This is a genomic window from Streptomyces sp. NPDC001514 (genome assembly GCF_053597075.1).
This window is the reverse complement of the sequence record NZ_JBSFHO010000041.1, coordinates 18,751-34,077: the sequence shown is the minus strand read 5'-3', so window position 1 is coordinate 34,077 and position 15,327 is coordinate 18,751. Positions and strand designations below refer to the sequence as shown.

The window sequence follows — 15,327 nt, the reverse complement described above, 5'->3', positions numbered from 1 at the left end:
CTTTCATCGAAAATGCAGTACGCGGAAAGGAAACCGCTTTTCCCGGAAAAACACAAACCCCTGGGAGAGGTTCAGAACCTCGAGAACGCGGGAAACGTGCGCGATTCGGACATAGGGATCCGGTCGGCGTTCCGATCCGCGTTCCGGCCGACCTTCCGATGGACGTTCCGGTCCACGTTCCGCCCGGGTTCGATCACAGGTGCAGAAGCATGCGGCTGTTGCCCAAGGTGTTCGGCTTCACTCGTTCGAGGCCCAGGAACTCGGCGACACCCTCGTCATAGGAACGCAGCAGCTCGCTGTAGACATCTCCGTCGACCGGTGTCTCACCGATCTCCACGAAGCCGTGCTTGGTGAAGAAGTCGACTTCGAAGGTGAGGCAGAAAACCCGGCGCACTCCCAGCCAGCGGGCGGTGTGCAGCAGCTGCTCCAGCACTTGGTGGCCGATGCCGTGGCCCGTGAACTGCGGATCCACCGCCAGGGTGCGCACTTCGGCGAGATCTTCCCACATCACGTGGAGAGCGCCGCAGCCGACCACTCGGGCGTCGGCGTCGCGTTCCGCGACCCAGAACTCCTGGATGTCCTCGTAAAGCGTCACCGTCGCTTTGTCGAGCAGGATGCCTTCGCCCACGTACGGGTCGACGAGTCGGCGTACGGCCTGCACATCGGTGGTCCTGGCCCGCCGAACGGTGACGGCATTTGCTACGGCATTGGGAAGCGGATGCGCTGAGGACATGACCGGACGCTATCGCCCCGCTCCGCCCCCGTCGTCGTCGCCCTCGCCGCCCTGTTCGGCAGGTGCTTGCCGAGAGGCCCGACGGGGCTCTTCCCGGGTGCCTTCCGCGGCGCCTTCCTGGACCTGGGGCTGAACGATGCGCATCGCGTCCTGGAGCGCCTCACGTTGCTCCTGCGACATCATGCCGAAGAAGGCGACAAGGGCCGCCGCGGGGTTGTCGCTCTTCGACCATGCTTCGTTCATCAGTGCGGCCGAGTACGCGGCCCTCGTGGAGACCGCGGTATATCGATAGGCGCGCCCTTCGACTTCCCTGCGCACCCAGCCCTTCTGATGGAGATTGTCCATTACCGTCATGACGGTCGTGTAGGCGATGGACCGTTCCTGCTGCAGATCTTCCAGGACTTCCCGGACCGTCACCGGACGGTTCCATTGCCAGATCCGCGTCATGACGGCGTCTTCGAGCTCTCCCAATTGACGGGGCACATCGCCACCATAGTGTGAGATGTCGGAATGGATGGCTATTGACGTACTTCGGGTACGAAAAAGGACGTACGGCTGCAGACAGCCGTACGTCCTCGAGAGAGCCTGGCCCCCGGGGCCGGGAAGCCCCGGGTTCAGGCCCCGGTCGGGCGGTCCGCCGGGGCGGACTGCCGGGCGGTCTCCGCGCGGGCGATCGCCGCGTCCACCGCGGCGTCCTCCTTGGCCTTGTTGGGACCGCCCTGGCTCTTGACGATCGTCACGACCAGGCCGATGAAGAACGCGGCCATCACGACGGGGGGCAGGAGCGCGGATACGTAGTCCATGCCCTCCAGAGTAGCTATCCGGCAGCCCGCTCCTCCGGCGGGGGCGCCGGCTTGCGGCGCGGGGGGAAGACCTCGCCGGGCGTGGGAATGGGACGGTCCGGCCGCGGCGCGGGAGCGGGGCCAGGGGACGGCTGCTTCGGGGCGGCCGGGCGGGGCTCCGGCTTGTCGGCCGCAGCGGCCAGGCCGCCGGGGAGGGCCGTCAGGCGTGCCCGGGGGGCACGCGGGACGGGTGGCTCCGCCGACGCGGCGGAGGAGGCGGCGGTACGGCGGGCGAGGCGGGCGCGCACCGACTGTTCCGCGAGGTCCTGGCAGCGCTCCAGCAGCGCGGCCGCGACGGCGGTGCGGTGACGGAGGGTGCGCAGGGCCGCGAGGTCCTCCGGGTGGGGGTCGTAGCCGGCGGCCAGGGCGTCCTGGAGGAGCTCCAGATAGCCGCCGGCCGAGCCGGGGAGTGCGTCGCGGTAGCGGACGAGGTCGGCGAGGAGGAACGTGCGCAGCCGCTCCGCCTCGCTCACGGCCTCGTCCACGGACTCGGCGAGCCGCAGACAGTCCTGGACGACGCTCTCGCGGGGCTGGGCGGGATTGAGGGCGACGGCGAGGGCGCGTCGGAGCACACGCAGCTCGTCTGCACTGAACGCCATGCCGCCGCGGGATCCGTATGGCGTGGGCATGCGCCGACAGTACGCGCTAATCGGACAAAATTCGTTTACCGCGGATGCGTGGCGCGGCGTCTCTTTGCGTCGGTGCCTCTCGGTGCCGGTGCCTCTTGGTGCCGGTGTCTCTTGGTGCGGCCGCCCGTGGCAGCCCTACGGGCGGCCGCCGTGCTCACATACGGGAGACGTTCCGCTCGTACACGAGCCGCAGGCCGATCAGCGTCAGCCAGGGCTCGTGCTCGTCGATCACGGACGACTCGGCGAGCACCACCGGCGCCAGGCCACCCGTCGCGATGACGGTCACCTCGTCCGGGTCGTCGGCGAGCTCCCGCTTCATGCGCTCGACGACGCCGTCCACCTGGCCCGCGAAGCCGTACACGATGCCCGCCTGCATCGCCTCGACCGTGTTCTTGCCGATGACGCTGCGCGGGCGGGCCAGCTCGATCTTGCGGAGCTGGGCGCCCCTCACGCCGAGCGCGTCGACCGAGATCTCGATGCCGGGGGCGATGACCCCGCCCGCGTACTCGCCGCGGGCGCTGATCGCGTCGAAGGTCGTCGCCGTCCCGAAGTCGACGACGATCGCCGGGCCGCCGTAGAGCTCGACGGCGGCGACCGCGTTGATGATGCGGTCGGCGCCGACCTCCTTGGGGTTGTCCGTCAGGACCGGCACGCCCGTCTTGACGCCGGGCTCGACGAGGACGGCGGGGACGTCGCCGTAGTAGCGGCGGGTCACCTCGCGCAGCTCGTGCAGCACGGAGGGGACGGTCGCGCAGATGGCGATGCCCTCGATGCCGTCGCCGAGCTCCACACCGAGCAGCGGGTGCATGCCCATCAGACCGTTGAGGAGCACCGCGAGTTCGTCGGCGGTGCGGCGCGGGTCGGTGGAGACGCGCCAGTGCTCCACGATCTCCTCGCCGTCGAAGAGGCCGAGGACGGTGTGGGTGTTGCCGACGTCGATGGTGAGCAGCATGGGATCAGTTCCCGGCCTCTCGGGAGTCCCGCAGGTCGAGGCCGATGTCGAGGATCGCGGACGAGTGGGTGAGGGCTCCGACGGCGAGGTAGTCGACGCCCGTCTCGGCGTACGCCCGGGCGTTCGCGAGGGCGAGTCGGCCGGAGGACTCCAGCACCGCGCGGTTCTTGACGAGGGCGACGGCCTCCTCGGTCTCGGCGGGGGTGAAGTTGTCCAGCAGGATCAGGTCGGCACCGGCGTCCAGGACCTCGCGGACCTGGTGGAGGGTGTCGACCTCGACCTCGATCGCGAGGTCGGGGGTGCCCAGCTCGGCGAGCTTCTCGCGCACGGCCTTGAAGGCCTGGGCGACGCCGCCCGCGGCGACGACGTGGTTGTCCTTGACGAGGGCGGCGTCGGACAGCGACATGCGGTGGTTGACGCCACCGCCGCAGCGCACGGCGTACTTCTCCAGCGCGCGCAGGCCGGGGGTCGTCTTGCGGGTGTCGCGCACACGGGCGTTGGTGCCCTCGAGGAGGTCGGCCCAGGCGCGGGTGGCGGTGGCGATGCCGGAGAGACGGCAGAGGATGTTGAGGGCGCTGCGCTCGCCGGTGAGGAGGTCGCGGGTGCGGGCGGTCACGGAGAGCAGTTTCTGGCCCGCCTCGACGCGGTCGCCGTCCTCGACGTGGCGCTCGACCTCGAACTCGTCGGTGCAGACGATCGACAGGACCGCCTCGGCGACCCGCAGGCCCGCGACGACGCCCGGCTCGCGGGCGGTGAAGTCGCCGGTGGCGACCGCGTCCGCGGGGACGGTGGCGACGGTCGTGATGTCCACGCCGCCGTCGAGGTCCTCCTCGATCGCGAGGTGGGCGATGTCCTCGACCTGGACGGGGTCGAGGCCCGCCTCGGCGAGGAGCTGGGCGAGGGCAGGGTCCAGGCCGCACTCGTACACCTCGTCGGCGCAGCCGCAGCCCTCGCCGCAGCCACCCGCCGAGTCGTCGGAGGCAGAGGCGGACGCCGGGGCGCTGATCTGGATCAGGGGTACGTCCACGGGCTCCGGACGTTCTTCGGGCGTGCTCACGGTTACGACTCCCTGGGGGCGAGGGGGGTGACGGGGGGAAAGGACTCGGTGCCGGTGCGGCGCACGACGAGACGTCGGTCAGGAGTGAGCCGTACGACAATATGGCGGCGCCACTGCGCGTCGTCGCGGTCGGGGTGGTCCTCGCGCCAGTGGCACCCGCGGGTCTCCGCGCGCTCACGGGCGGCGGCGACGAGGACCCACGAGACGAGCAGGAGGTTGGTGGCCTCCCAGGACTCCACGCCCGGCTCGGCGGACTTGTCGAACTCCTCGGCGTCATGCACCGCGGACAGGTCCAGCGCCTCCAGCGCGTCGGCGGCGGCGGCGAGGCTCGCGGCGGACCGGAGCACGCCTGCGCCGTGCGTCATGATCCGCTGGATCTCGTGCCGCGCCTCGGGGAGGAGCAGCGGCACGGGGGGTCGGCCGTCCGTGGCCGGCGGGCCCGCTGCGGCGGGGACGGGAATCGGGTCCGTCGCGATCGCCGCGGCGATGCGCTCCGCGAAGACCAGGCCCTCCAGGAGCGAGTTGGAGGCGAGGCGGTTGGCGCCGTGGACGCCGGTGCAGGCGACCTCGCCGCAGGCGTAGAGGCCCGGGACCGTGGTGCGGCCGTGGAGGTCGGTGCGGATGCCGCCGGAGGCGTAGTGGGCGGCGGGCGCGACCGGGATCGGCTCGGTCACCGGGTCGATGCCGTGGGCGCGGCAGGCGGCCAGGATCGTGGGGAAGCGGCTCTCCCACATCTCGGCGCCGAAGTGGCGGGCGTCGAGGAACATGTGGTCGACGCCCTGCTCCTGCATGCGGCGCATGATGCCCTTGGCGACGATGTCGCGTGGGGCGAGCTCGGCGAGCTCGTGCTGCCCGACCATGAAGCGGGTGCCGGACGCGTCGACGAGATGGGCGCCCTCGCCCCGTACCGCCTCGGAGACGAGGGGCTGCTGGCCCTCGGAGTCCCGGCCCAGGAACAGGACCGTGGGGTGGAACTGGACGAACTCGAGGTCGCTCACCTCGGCGCCGGCCCGGAGCGCGAGCGCGACCCCGTCGCCGGTGGACACCGACGGGTTGGTCGTGGCCGAGAAGACCTGGCCCATGCCACCGGTCGCCAGGACCACCGCGGGCGCGTGCACCGCGCCGACGCCGTCGTGCTGGCCCTCGCCCATGACGTGCAGGGTGATTCCGGCCGTACGACCGTCCTCGTCCGTCAGCAGGTCGATGACCAGCGCGTGCTCGATGATGCGTATCGCCCGCTCGCGTATCGCCGTGACCAGCGCCCGCGAGATCTCCGCGCCCGTCGCGTCGCCGCCCGCGTGTGCGATACGGCGCCGGTGGTGGCCGCCCTCACGGGTGAGCGCGATGTCCCCGCCGGCGTCCAGGTCGAACTGGGCGCCCGTCTCGATCAGCCGCCGCACCGCGTCGGGGCCCTCGGTGACCAGCGTCCGTACGGCCTCCTCGTCGCACAGCCCGGCCCCCGCGACCAGCGTGTCCTCCAGGTGCTGCTCGGGGGTGTCGCCGTCGCCGAGCGCCGCCGCGATACCGCCCTGGGCCCAGCGGGTGGAGCCGTCGTCGAGGAGGGCCTTGGTGACCACGACCGTACGCAGGCCCTCGGCCGTGCAGCGCAGTGCCGCCGTCAGGCCCGCGACGCCGGAGCCGACCACGACGACATCGGCGTCGATGGCCCAGCCGGGCGCGGGTGCGTTCAGCCGGGCGGCAACGGCGCCGACGCCGGTTCCGGTTACGGCTCCGGCGCCGGGTCCGGGTCCGGGGCTAGTGCCGGGGCCACTTCCGGTCGCGGTCATGCGGGCGCTCCGAAGGTCAGGGGGACGTTGTCGATCAGCCGCGTCGCTCCGACCCGCGCGGCGACCGCCATGATCGCCTCGCCCTCGTACGCGTCCGGGACCTCGGTGAAGTCGGTCGGGTCGACCAGCGCCAGATAGTCCAGGTCGAGCGACGGCACCGCCTTGGCCGCCTCTTCGAGCACGGCGCGGGCAGCAGCCCGTACGGCATCGGCCCCGCCGCCCGGCTGGGCCGCCGCCACCGCGTGCGCGTCGGCGGCCGCACGGGCCTCGCCGAGCGCCGAGAGCGCGGCGGCACGGGCCGTCGGCGCCGGGGAGGACTCGGCGCGGGCACGCAACGCCTGCTGCGCGGCGAGCCGGTCGTGGGCGGCGAAGAGGGACCGGGAGAGCGCGAGCGCGGTCCTCCGCTCGGCGGGCGAGAGGTAGCGGTTGCGGCTGGAGAGCGCGAGGCCGTCCGGCTCGCGCACGGTCGGGACGCCGACGATCTCCACCCGGAAGTTCAGATCGCGGACCATCCGGCGGATCAGGGCGAGCTGCTGGGCGTCCTTCTGGCCGAAGAACGCCACGTCGGGCCGGGTGAGGTGGAGGAGCTTGGCCACCACCGTGAGCATGCCGTCGAAGTGGCCGGGGCGGAACGCGCCCTCGAGGAGCTCGCCCATCGGGCCCGCGGAGATCCTCACCTGCGGCTCGCCGCCGGGGTAGACCTCGTCGACGGACGGGGCGAACACGAGGTCCGCACCCGCCTCCTGCGCGGTCTTCACATCGGCGTCCAGGGTGCGCGGGTAGCGGTCGAGGTCTTCGCCGGCGCCGAACTGGAGCGGGTTGACGAAGACCGTGACGACGACGGTGCCCTTGCGGCCGACGTGCTCGCGGGCGGAGCGGATCAGGGTGGCGTGGCCTTCGTGGAGGGCGCCCATGGTCATGACGACGGCGACAGGACCGCCCGAGGACTGGTCCAGGCGGTGGTCCAGGTCGTCGCGCGTGTGGATCAGCTCGGTGTCGCGGCTCATCGGTTGTCTCCCTCGGCCAGTACCCCCAGCAGGTCCTCGGCCAGCTCCGGCTTCAGCAGACCGTGCGCGAGCGCCCGGTCCGCGGTCGTACGGGCCATCGCCAGATAGCCGGCGACGGTGCTCGGCGCGTGCTTGCGCAGCTCCGCGACGTGCGCCGCGACCGTGCCCGCGTCGCCACGGGCGACCGGGCCCGTGAGCGCGGCGTCGCCCGAGCGCAGGGCGTTGTCGAGCGCGGCGCCGAGGAGCGGGCCGAGCATGCGGTCGGGAGCCGAGACACCCGCGGCGCGGAGCAGCTCCATGGACTGGGCGACCAGGGTGACGAGGTGGTTCGCACCGATCGCGAGAGCCGCGTGGTAGAGCGGGCGGGCCTCCTCCTCGATCCACTCGGGCTCGCCGCCCATCTCGATGACCAGCGCCTCGGCGGCGAGCCGCAGCTCGGCCGGGGCGGTGACCCCGAAGGAACAGCCGGCCAGCCGCTGTACGTCGACGCTCGTCCCCGTGAAGGTCATGGCGGGGTGCAGCGCGAGCGGGAGGGCGCCGGCCCGGCGGGCGGGGTCGAGCACGGCCGTGCCGTACCGCCCCGACGTGTGGACGATGAGCTGGCCGGGACGCACGGCTCCGGTCTCGGCGAGGCCTTCGACCAGGCCGGGCAGAGCGTCGTCGGGCACGGTGAGCAGCACCAGCTCCGCGCGGGCGAGGACCTCGGCGGGCACGACCAGCGGCACGTCGGGCAGCAGGACGGCGGCGCGGCGCACGGAGGCGTCGGAAACGCCGGAGACCGCGACCGGGCGGTGGCCCGCAAGCTGCAGGGACGCGGCGAGGGCCGGGCCGACGCGGCCCGCTCCCACGACACCCACGGTGAGGCGGGCCGGGCGGTCCTTGGGGTCGACGTGCTCGGAAGCGGGCGGGGTGGCTGAGGGTGGTGGTGCGTTCACGCGGCGATGGCCTTCCGTTCCAGTCCGCGGGGGGTACCGGACGATTCTTCGTCATGCTACGCCAGCGTTTCGACGGGCCCACGAGTTGTCCACAGCCTGTGGAGGCGCGGGGGTGCGGCGCGCGCCGGTACGGGCCGCCGCGGGGCGTTGCGCGCCTTCGGCGGGTCCCCTACGCCCCTTCGGGCGCGGAGCCCCAGCGGGGCTCCTTGGGAGCCCGTCCGGCGTTTGAGGACGGAGATGCGGGCCGACCGAACGGTACCGGTCACGACCGGGGGTCCGGGGGCCGGCCCCCACGCCGCAGGCGCCCCAGCCCAGCAGGGAGCACTGGAAGGCCAGCAGGGAGCACTAGAAGCAGCGAGGGCTTCCCCGGTGGAAGAGGCGGGTCGTGGCCGTGCGGAGGGGGTGGAGAGGGCGGCCCGCGAGGACCCTGGTGAAGCGGTGGTGGTCGCGGAGGGCCCGGAGCGCCCGCCAGTCGTCGCGGCCCGGGGGCGGTGGAACCGGGGCGCCGAGCCGGGCGGCGCGGTAGGTGTCGAGGAGGTGCTGCTGGACGGCATCCATGCCTCTCAGGCTCCGTCCGCACCACACCCCGCGCGCGTCGATTGACCAGCACCGTCAAATGGGGCGACGGACCGCCCCACGGACCCCGCACCATGGGAGGCGTGAGCGTCACCATCGACATCGCGGGCCTGCCGCCCGAGCGCATCCTCTTCGAGATCTCGCCCCTCGCCGAGCTGGGCGTCGCGCTGCACGCGCTGGCCGAGCCCGGGCATCATCCGGGGCTGCACGGCTGGGCGACAGCCACCGCGGCCGGGCTGAAGCCCGATCTCGCCGACCGGCTGCACGAGGCGGACTTCCTCTGGACGTCGACCTTCTCGGACGTGTTCATGCCGTTCGCCGGCGTACGCGGTGGCAACGGCCGCACGGGCGCCACCCTCGCCGAAGAACTCGACATGATGGACCGGCTCGACGACGAGCGGTTCGTCGCCTGCACCATGGAGTTCACCTGCTCCAGTACGTACGCCACGGGCGGCCCCGTGGACCGCGCCCGTGCGCTGGAGCTCGCCGCCACCCGCGGCCCCAAGCAGCTCGACTTCGCCCGGCGGCTGCTGGACGACCCCGCCTCCGTACGCGCCTGGATACGGCGCCTCTTCGAGGACTGCGAACAGGCCTTCTTCGCGGACACCTGGAACCGCGTCCGCACCCAGCTCGCCGCCGACGCCCGCCACAAGACCGAGATCCTGCGCCGCAAGGGCCTCGCGGAGGCGCTGCGCGCCGTGTCCCCCGCACTCTCGCTCAGCGAGGAGACGGGGCGTATCGAGGCCGACAAGCTCACGGTCGGCCACACGACCGCCCTGAACCCGGCCGTGGGCGCCGGGGTCACCTTCCTGCCGTCCAGCTTCGGCTGGCCGCATCTGATGGTGCTGCACGCCCCCGGCTGGCGGCCGGTCGTGCTGTACCCCGTCGCCGCCCCCGAGCTTCCCGGGCCCGCCTCGGTACAGCTGCTCAAACTCCGGATGGAGGCGCTCGCCCACCCCATGCGCCTGCGGCTGTGCCGCAACCTCGCCCGCGCCCCGTACACCACGGGCGAGCTCGCCGACGCGCACGGCATCACCCCACCGGAGGTCTCCCGGCATCTGTCGGTCCTGAAGAAGGCCGGCCTGATCACGACCCAACGGCGCGGCCGGTACGTACTGCACCAGCTGGACGTCTCGGTCGTGGCCCGGCTCGGCAGCGACTTCCTGGAGACCGTCCTGCGCTGAGGCCGAGACGCAGGTGGAGGCGGAAGCCGGGGGCGGAAGCGGGGGGCGGAAGCGGGGGGCGGAAGCCGGGGGCGGAAGCGGGGGGCCCAGGCGGGGGCGGTCAGTCGAAGCGGATGTGGGACAGACCCACCCTGACCCGCCGCAGCCGGTGCCGCAGCCGGCCGTACGTGTTCGGTACGAGGCGCAGCCCCGCCGACTCCGCGATCCTGTCCGCGACCTGAGGCACGGCCATCCGGTCGGTACGGATGTGCTCGGCGAACTCCGGCCCGCCGAGCCGCTCCAGGCAGTGGTCCAGCTTCCGTACGGCGAAGCTCTCCCGCTTCAGCCCGCGCCCGAGCCCCCGCTCAGTCAGGCGCCGCAGCACCGTCTCGCGCTCGGCGAGCAGTGCGAAGTGGTGCACTTCGTGGCCGGCCTCGTCCCGCAGCCGCCCGACGATCTCCCCGAAGTACGCCGGCTCGACGAGGGTCATCGGGGCGATCACCACCCCCGCCTGCCCGCGGAGCGTCAGGTCCAGCACCTCGTACACGCCCTGCCGCCAGGACCGCAGATCCTGGAAGTCGGCTCGCAACCCCGGCGGCATCATGCGGTGCAGCCCGAAGCCGACGTGCTCGGGATCGCAGACCACACTGCCCGGCAGCCGGCGCGCGAGCTCGTACGCCGTCTGCGTCTTGCCGCCCCCGAAGGGGCCGTTGATCCACAGCAGCATGCGGCTCAGGCCGCCCCGCCGCCCGCCCGCACCAGGCCCGTCTCGTACGCGAGCACCACCACCTGCACCCGGTCGCGCAGGTTCAGCTTGGTGAGGATGCGGCCGACGTGGGTCTTGACCGTGGCCTCGGACAGAACGAGCCGCGCGGCGATCTCGCCGTTCGACAGGCCCTGCGCGACCAGCAGCATGACCTCGCGCTCGCGGTCGGTGAGCCTCTCCACCTCCTTGTGCTGCGGCGGCCCGCCGGGGGACGGCAGCATCGGCGAGAAGCGGTCCAGGAGGCGGCGGGTCGTGGACGGCGCGACGACGGCGTCACCGCTGTGCACGGAGCGGATCGCCCCGAGCAGCTCGCCCGGCGGCACGTCCTTCAGCATGAAGCCGCTGGCGCCCGCCTTGAGCCCGGAGAAGGCGTACTCGTCGAGATCGAAAGTGGTCAGGATGATCACCCTCGGCGCGCCCGGCTCCGCACAGATGCGGCGGGTCGCCTCCACGCCGTCGAGCTTCGGCATGCGTACGTCCATCAGGACCACGTCCACAGGGGTCGAGCGGAGGACCTCGATGGCCTCGGCCCCGTCGCCCGCCTCGGCCACGACGTCCATGTCCGGCTGCGCGGCGAGCACCATGCGGAATCCCGTGCGCAGCAGCACCTGGTCGTCGACGAGCATCACGCGGATCGTCATGTACTGAGTCCTCTGTCTGGTGGGCGGGCCTGGTCGGCGGGCTGTCGACGGGCCTGGTCGGCGGGTTAGTGGGCGGGCTTGAGCGGGAGCAGTGCGCTGATCCGGAATCCGCCGCCCGGCCGCGGCCCCGCGTCGAGCGTGCCGCCGACCATACCGACGCGCTCGCGCATGCCGATGAGGCCGTGGCCCTTGCCGTCCGCGCCGCCGTCCTCGTACATCTCGTGCGAGGCTCCCCGGCCGTCGTCCTCGACCAGCAGCCCGAGCCCGTCGTCGAAGTACACGAGCCGCACGCTCGCCCCGACGTCCGGGCCGCCGTGCTTGCGGGTGTTGGTGAGGGCCTCCTGCACGATGCGGTACGCCGTGAGCTCCACGCCGCTCGGGAGCGGGCGCGGGGTGCCCTCGATCTTGAAGTCGACGGCGAGGCCCGCGTGGCGCACCTGCTCGACCAGCTCCTCGATCTGCTGGACGTCGGGCTGCGGCACGTACTCCCCGCTCTCCGGGGTGTCGCCGGTACGCAGCACACCCAGCAGCCGGCGCATCTCGGCGAGCGCCTGGCGGCCGGTGGTGGAGATGGTCTCCAGGGCCTGCCGGGCCTGGTCGGGCGCGGCGTCCAGGACGTAGGCGGCGCCGTCGGCCTGGACCACCATCACCGAGACGTTGTGCGCCACGACGTCGTGGAGCTCGCGGGCGATCCGGGCGCGCTCGGCGGCGACGGCCACCTTGGCCTGCGCCTCGCGCTCCTTCTCCAGCCTGGAGGCACGCTCCTCCAGCTGGGCGAAGTACGCGCGGCGGGTACGCAGTGAGTCGCCGAGCACCCAGGCGAGCGCGAACGGGACGCTCATGACGACCGTGAAGAAGATCTTGCCGCCGGTGCCGGTGTTCTCCATGGGCCAGCGGATCTGGGCGAGCGTGGCCGCGGACAGTCCGCCGACGAGCGCGAGGCGGGAGGCCCAGCGCGGGCCGTCGTGCGCCGCGACCGTGTAGATGATCACGAGCATCGCGAAGTCCGCGGGGTTGCTCTGGATGCCCAGCACGAGCTGGGCGATGCCGAGGACGGCGACGAGCAGCAGCATCTTCTCGGGTGCGCGGCGGCGCAACGCGATGCTGAGGCAGAGCAGGAGGACGATGACGGCGGCCGCGATCCGGGGCTCGTTGCCGACGTTCTCCTGGACCACCCACAGCATGGAGAACCCGAAGAGGGCGACGGCCCAGAAGCTGTCGACGCCCGTCGGGTGTCTGCGGATGAAGTCGTAGAGGCGCTGCACGTAACCCAGCGTAGGGAAAGCGGAAAGGTGCATGGGTCAACCGGAGGGCCGATCCGGTCGGCGGACGCCTACTCCGCAAGGTGGAGACTGACACGCGTGACGAGTGAGACGACGTATCAGGCAACGGACGGCCCGACCGCCGGCTGGCTCTCCTGGCGGGAGGCGACCGAGCGGGCGCTGTACGGGCCCGGCGGGTTCTATCGGCGGCCCGAGGGCCCGGCCGGGCACTTCCGCACGTCGGTCCACGCATCGCCGCTGTACGCCTCCGCGGTCGCCCGGCTCCTGACCGAGACGGCGGAGTCCCTGCCGGACGCCTCCGAGCTCGCTCTGGTCGACATGGGCGCCGGGCGCGGGGAGCTGCTGACGGCCGTGCTGGCGGCGCTCCCCGACGGGCGGCTGCCGGACGGGCGTCCGGTACGGGCCTGCGCCGTCGAGCGCGCCGACCGCCCGGAGGGGCTCGACCCGCGCATCGACTGGGCCGAGCGGGCCCCCGCCGGGGTGAGCGGGCTGCTGTTCGCGAACGAGTGGCTGGACAACGTCCCGGTCGACGTCGCGGAGGTGGACGAGGCGGGCGTCGCCCGGTACGTCCTGGTCCACCGGGCGGACGGCGAGGAGCGCCTCGGCGAGCCGGTGACCGGGGCCGACGCGGAGTGGCTGGACCGCTGGTGGCCACTGATGGAGCCCGGGACGCGGGCGGAGATCGGGCGTCCGCGCGACGAGGCGTGGGCGGCGGCGGTGGCGACCCTCGACGCGGGGCTCGCGGTCGCCGTCGACTATGCGCACCGGGCGGGCGTACGGCCGCCCTTCGGGACGCTGACGGGGTTCCGCGCGGGACGGGAGGTGCCTCCGGTCCCGGACGGCAGCTGCGACATCACGGCGCATGTGGCCCTGGACGCGTGCGCCGGTGCGGCGGTCGGCGCCGATGCCGGTGGCGGTGGTGTCGGCGCCCGCGGCGGCGCCGGCTTCGAACTGGTGACCCAGCGCGATGCCCTGCACCGCCTGGGCATCTCGGGCGAGCGCCCACCCCTGGCCCTGGCGTCGTCCGACCCTGCGGCGTACGTGCGTGCCCTGTCGACGGCCGGCGAGGCAGCCGAACTGACCGCCCGCGGCGGCCTCGGCGACTTCACGTGGCTGCTGCAGCGGGTCCCGGCGGAATTTGCCCCTCCCCACCCCTTCCCGTAACCGGGCTCCGCCCCGGACCCGCCTCGGGGGCTCCGCCCCGGACCCCGTCTCGGGGGCTCCGCCCCGGGCCCTTTCCCACCTACGCCCTGCGGGCGTGGGGGAACCCCACCGGGCCGGACGCGTGCTTTCGGCGGTGGCCTGCGCGCCCTGTTGCGGCCGGGCGTCGGGGACAAGCCGCCGAGTTCGCCTCGGGAACCGTGATTCGATCCGCTTTCCGCCGTCGCTCGGGCGACCCAGAACCTCGGGCGCTGTGCGCTGCAACGTCCGTCGGGATGCGCCACCGGGCCCGGGCATCGATGTGGCGGGCATCGACCCGAAGGCGCTCACATTCCGGCGAGGACGGATTCCGGGGCTACGCCCTGGACCCACCTGAGCCCTGGTGTGGGCAGGGCAGCCGAGCCCCAGGGCCCCCCGGCGCACCCCCAGCCCGTCTGGCGCTTGAGGACACGACCGAAGGCCGTACCGGGGGCTTGGGGGCTTGCCCCCAAGCCCCCGGAAGGGGCGGGGAGGGGCTGTGTCGATGTGCGGCTCCACCCGCGCAGGCGCACCCCGGGCGAGCCCGCGCTGTCCGGACCCTGGGCGGGGCCGCGCTCGCCATCCGGCGCGAGGGATACTGTCGTCCATGACGGAGACGACGATCGGCATCGGCGGCGCAGCCGAGAGCACCGACATGGTGCTGAACATCGGCCCGCAGCACCCCTCCACCCACGGCGTGCTCCGCCTCCGTCTCGTCCTGGACGGAGAGCGCATCCAGCACGCCGAGCCGGTGATCGGCTACATGCACCGGGGCGCCGAGAAGCTCTTCGAGGCGCGCGACTACCGGCAGATCGTGATGCTGGCCAACCGCCACGACTGGCTGTCCGCCTTCTCGAACGAGCTCGGTGTCGTCATGGCCGTCGAGCGCATGCTCGGCATGGAGGTGCCGGAGCGGGCGGTCTGGACGCGGACGCTTCTCGCCGAGCTGAACCGGGTCCTCAACCACCTGATGTTCCTCGGGTCGTACCCCCTCGAACTGGGTGGAATCACCCCGATCTTCTACGCCTTCCGTGAGCGGGAAGACCTCCAGCACGTCATGGAGGAGGTCTCCGGCGGCCGGATGCACTACATGTTCAACCGGGTCGGCGGCCTCAAGGAGGACCTCCCCGCGGGCTGGACCGGCCGGGCCCGGGCCGCGGTCGCCGAGGCCCGAGCGCGGATGGACGTGTTCGACCGGCTCGTCCTCGGCAACGAGATCTTCCGCGGCCGTACGCGCGGCATCGGCATCCTGACCACGCAGACCGCGCACTCGTACGGCGTCTCCGGCCCGATCGCCCGCGCCTCGGGCGTCGACTTCGACCTGCGCCGCGACGAGCCGTACCTGGCGTACGGCGAGCTCCAGGACACCCTCGAGGTCGTCACCCGTACCGAGGGCGACTGCCTGGCCCGCTTCGAGTGCCTGCTGGAGCAGACCCACAACTCGCTCGACCTCGCGGACGCCTGCCTGGACCGGCTCGCCGAGCTTGCGCCCGGGCCGATCAACCAGCGCCTGCCGAAGGTCCTGAAGGCCCCCGAGGGCCATACGTACGCCTGGACCGAGAACCCGCTCGGCATCAACGGCTACTACCTGGTCTCCAAGGGCGAGAAGACCCCGTACCGGCTCAAGCTCCGCTCGGCGTCGTTCAACAACATCCAGGCGCTGACCGAGCTGCTGCCGGGCACGCTGGTCGCCGACATGGTGGCGATCCTCGGGTCGCTGTTCTTCGTCGTCGGCGACATCGACAAGTAGCCCAGCGGACGGCGCCCGGAAGCACCG

Annotated in this window: 16 protein-coding genes; 3 read left to right on the top strand and 13 right to left on the bottom strand. The window is 72.7% G+C overall.

Annotated features, from left to right (window positions below):
* Nucleotides 1-193: 193 nt before the first annotated feature.
* The 10 genes from ACWCXB_RS32135 to ACWCXB_RS32090 form a co-directional block, all read right to left on the bottom strand.
* Nucleotides 194-733, bottom strand: coding sequence for an amino-acid N-acetyltransferase (locus ACWCXB_RS32135; RefSeq protein ID WP_450727300.1), 540 nt, complete (start codon nt 731-733; stop codon nt 194-196).
* Between the two features lie 9 nt (nt 734-742).
* Complete coding sequence (locus ACWCXB_RS32130) at nt 743-1,216, bottom strand: BlaI/MecI/CopY family transcriptional regulator (protein WP_450727299.1); 474 nt, start codon at nt 1,214-1,216, stop codon at nt 743-745.
* A gap of 131 nt (nt 1,217-1,347) precedes the next feature.
* Nucleotides 1,348-1,536 (bottom strand): hypothetical protein, encoded by a 189-nt coding sequence (locus tag ACWCXB_RS32125; protein WP_450727298.1) that lies wholly within the window; start codon nt 1,534-1,536, stop codon nt 1,348-1,350.
* Between the two features lie 14 nt (nt 1,537-1,550).
* A complete protein-coding gene (locus tag ACWCXB_RS32120) occupies nt 1,551-2,174 on the bottom strand; it encodes a hypothetical protein (RefSeq protein WP_450727297.1) in 624 nt (207 codons plus the stop codon).
* A 184-nt stretch (nt 2,175-2,358) separates the two neighbouring features.
* A complete protein-coding gene (locus ACWCXB_RS32115) occupies nt 2,359-3,156 on the bottom strand; it encodes a type III pantothenate kinase (protein WP_450727296.1) in 798 nt (265 codons plus the stop codon).
* Between the two features lie 4 nt (nt 3,157-3,160).
* Nucleotides 3,161-4,213, bottom strand: coding sequence for a carboxylating nicotinate-nucleotide diphosphorylase (nadC, locus tag ACWCXB_RS32110; RefSeq protein WP_450727295.1), 1,053 nt, complete (start codon nt 4,211-4,213; stop codon nt 3,161-3,163).
* 2 nt (nt 4,214-4,215) lie between these two features.
* The gene (locus ACWCXB_RS32105; RefSeq protein ID WP_450727294.1) at nt 4,216-6,000 is read right to left on the bottom strand and encodes an L-aspartate oxidase; all 1,785 of its coding nucleotides are present in this window, start codon (nt 5,998-6,000) and stop codon (nt 4,216-4,218) included.
* Nucleotides 5,997-7,007, bottom strand: coding sequence for a pantoate--beta-alanine ligase (panC, locus tag ACWCXB_RS32100; RefSeq protein ID WP_450727293.1), 1,011 nt, complete (start codon nt 7,005-7,007; stop codon nt 5,997-5,999). The genes ACWCXB_RS32105 and panC overlap by 4 nt, the downstream gene beginning before the upstream one ends.
* Entirely contained in the window at nt 7,004-7,942 is a 939-nt protein-coding gene (locus ACWCXB_RS32095) for a Rossmann-like and DUF2520 domain-containing protein (protein WP_450727292.1), read from the bottom strand. The genes panC and ACWCXB_RS32095 overlap by 4 nt, the downstream gene beginning before the upstream one ends.
* A 345-nt stretch (nt 7,943-8,287) precedes the next feature.
* Complete coding sequence (locus ACWCXB_RS32090) at nt 8,288-8,500, bottom strand: hypothetical protein (RefSeq protein WP_450727291.1); 213 nt, start codon at nt 8,498-8,500, stop codon at nt 8,288-8,290.
* A gap of 92 nt (nt 8,501-8,592) precedes the next feature.
* Between ACWCXB_RS32090 and ACWCXB_RS32085 the strand changes: the two genes are divergently transcribed.
* Nucleotides 8,593-9,702: a DUF5937 family protein gene (locus ACWCXB_RS32085; protein ID WP_450727290.1), complete on the top strand. Its 1,110-nt coding sequence runs from the start codon at nt 8,593-8,595 to the stop codon at nt 9,700-9,702.
* Nucleotides 9,703-9,802: 100 nt separating this feature from the next.
* Here ACWCXB_RS32085 and ACWCXB_RS32080 read toward each other — a convergent pair whose 3' ends face one another.
* The 3 genes from ACWCXB_RS32080 to ACWCXB_RS32070 all read right to left on the bottom strand — a co-directional run bounded on the left by ACWCXB_RS32080 (nt 9,803) and on the right by ACWCXB_RS32070 (nt 12,353).
* On the bottom strand, nt 9,803-10,408 hold the full coding sequence (locus tag ACWCXB_RS32080; RefSeq protein ID WP_450727289.1) for an AAA family ATPase: 606 nt from the start codon (nt 10,406-10,408) through the stop codon (nt 9,803-9,805).
* Nucleotides 10,409-10,413: 5 nt separating this feature from the next.
* The gene (locus ACWCXB_RS32075; protein ID WP_450727288.1) at nt 10,414-11,088 is read right to left on the bottom strand and encodes a response regulator; all 675 of its coding nucleotides are present in this window, start codon (nt 11,086-11,088) and stop codon (nt 10,414-10,416) included.
* A 65-nt stretch (nt 11,089-11,153) separates the two neighbouring features.
* On the bottom strand, nt 11,154-12,353 hold the full coding sequence (locus ACWCXB_RS32070; RefSeq protein ID WP_450727287.1) for a sensor histidine kinase: 1,200 nt from the start codon (nt 12,351-12,353) through the stop codon (nt 11,154-11,156).
* Nucleotides 12,354-12,449: 96 nt separating this feature from the next.
* Between ACWCXB_RS32070 and ACWCXB_RS32065 the strand changes: the two genes are divergently transcribed.
* Both ACWCXB_RS32065 and ACWCXB_RS32060 read left to right on the top strand, forming a co-directional pair.
* Complete coding sequence (locus ACWCXB_RS32065; protein WP_450727286.1) at nt 12,450-13,535, top strand: SAM-dependent methyltransferase; 1,086 nt, start codon at nt 12,450-12,452, stop codon at nt 13,533-13,535.
* Between the two features lie 622 nt (nt 13,536-14,157).
* The gene (locus ACWCXB_RS32060) at nt 14,158-15,300 is read left to right on the top strand and encodes an NADH-quinone oxidoreductase subunit D (protein WP_450727285.1); all 1,143 of its coding nucleotides are present in this window, start codon (nt 14,158-14,160) and stop codon (nt 15,298-15,300) included.
* Nucleotides 15,301-15,327 lie beyond the last annotated feature (27 nt).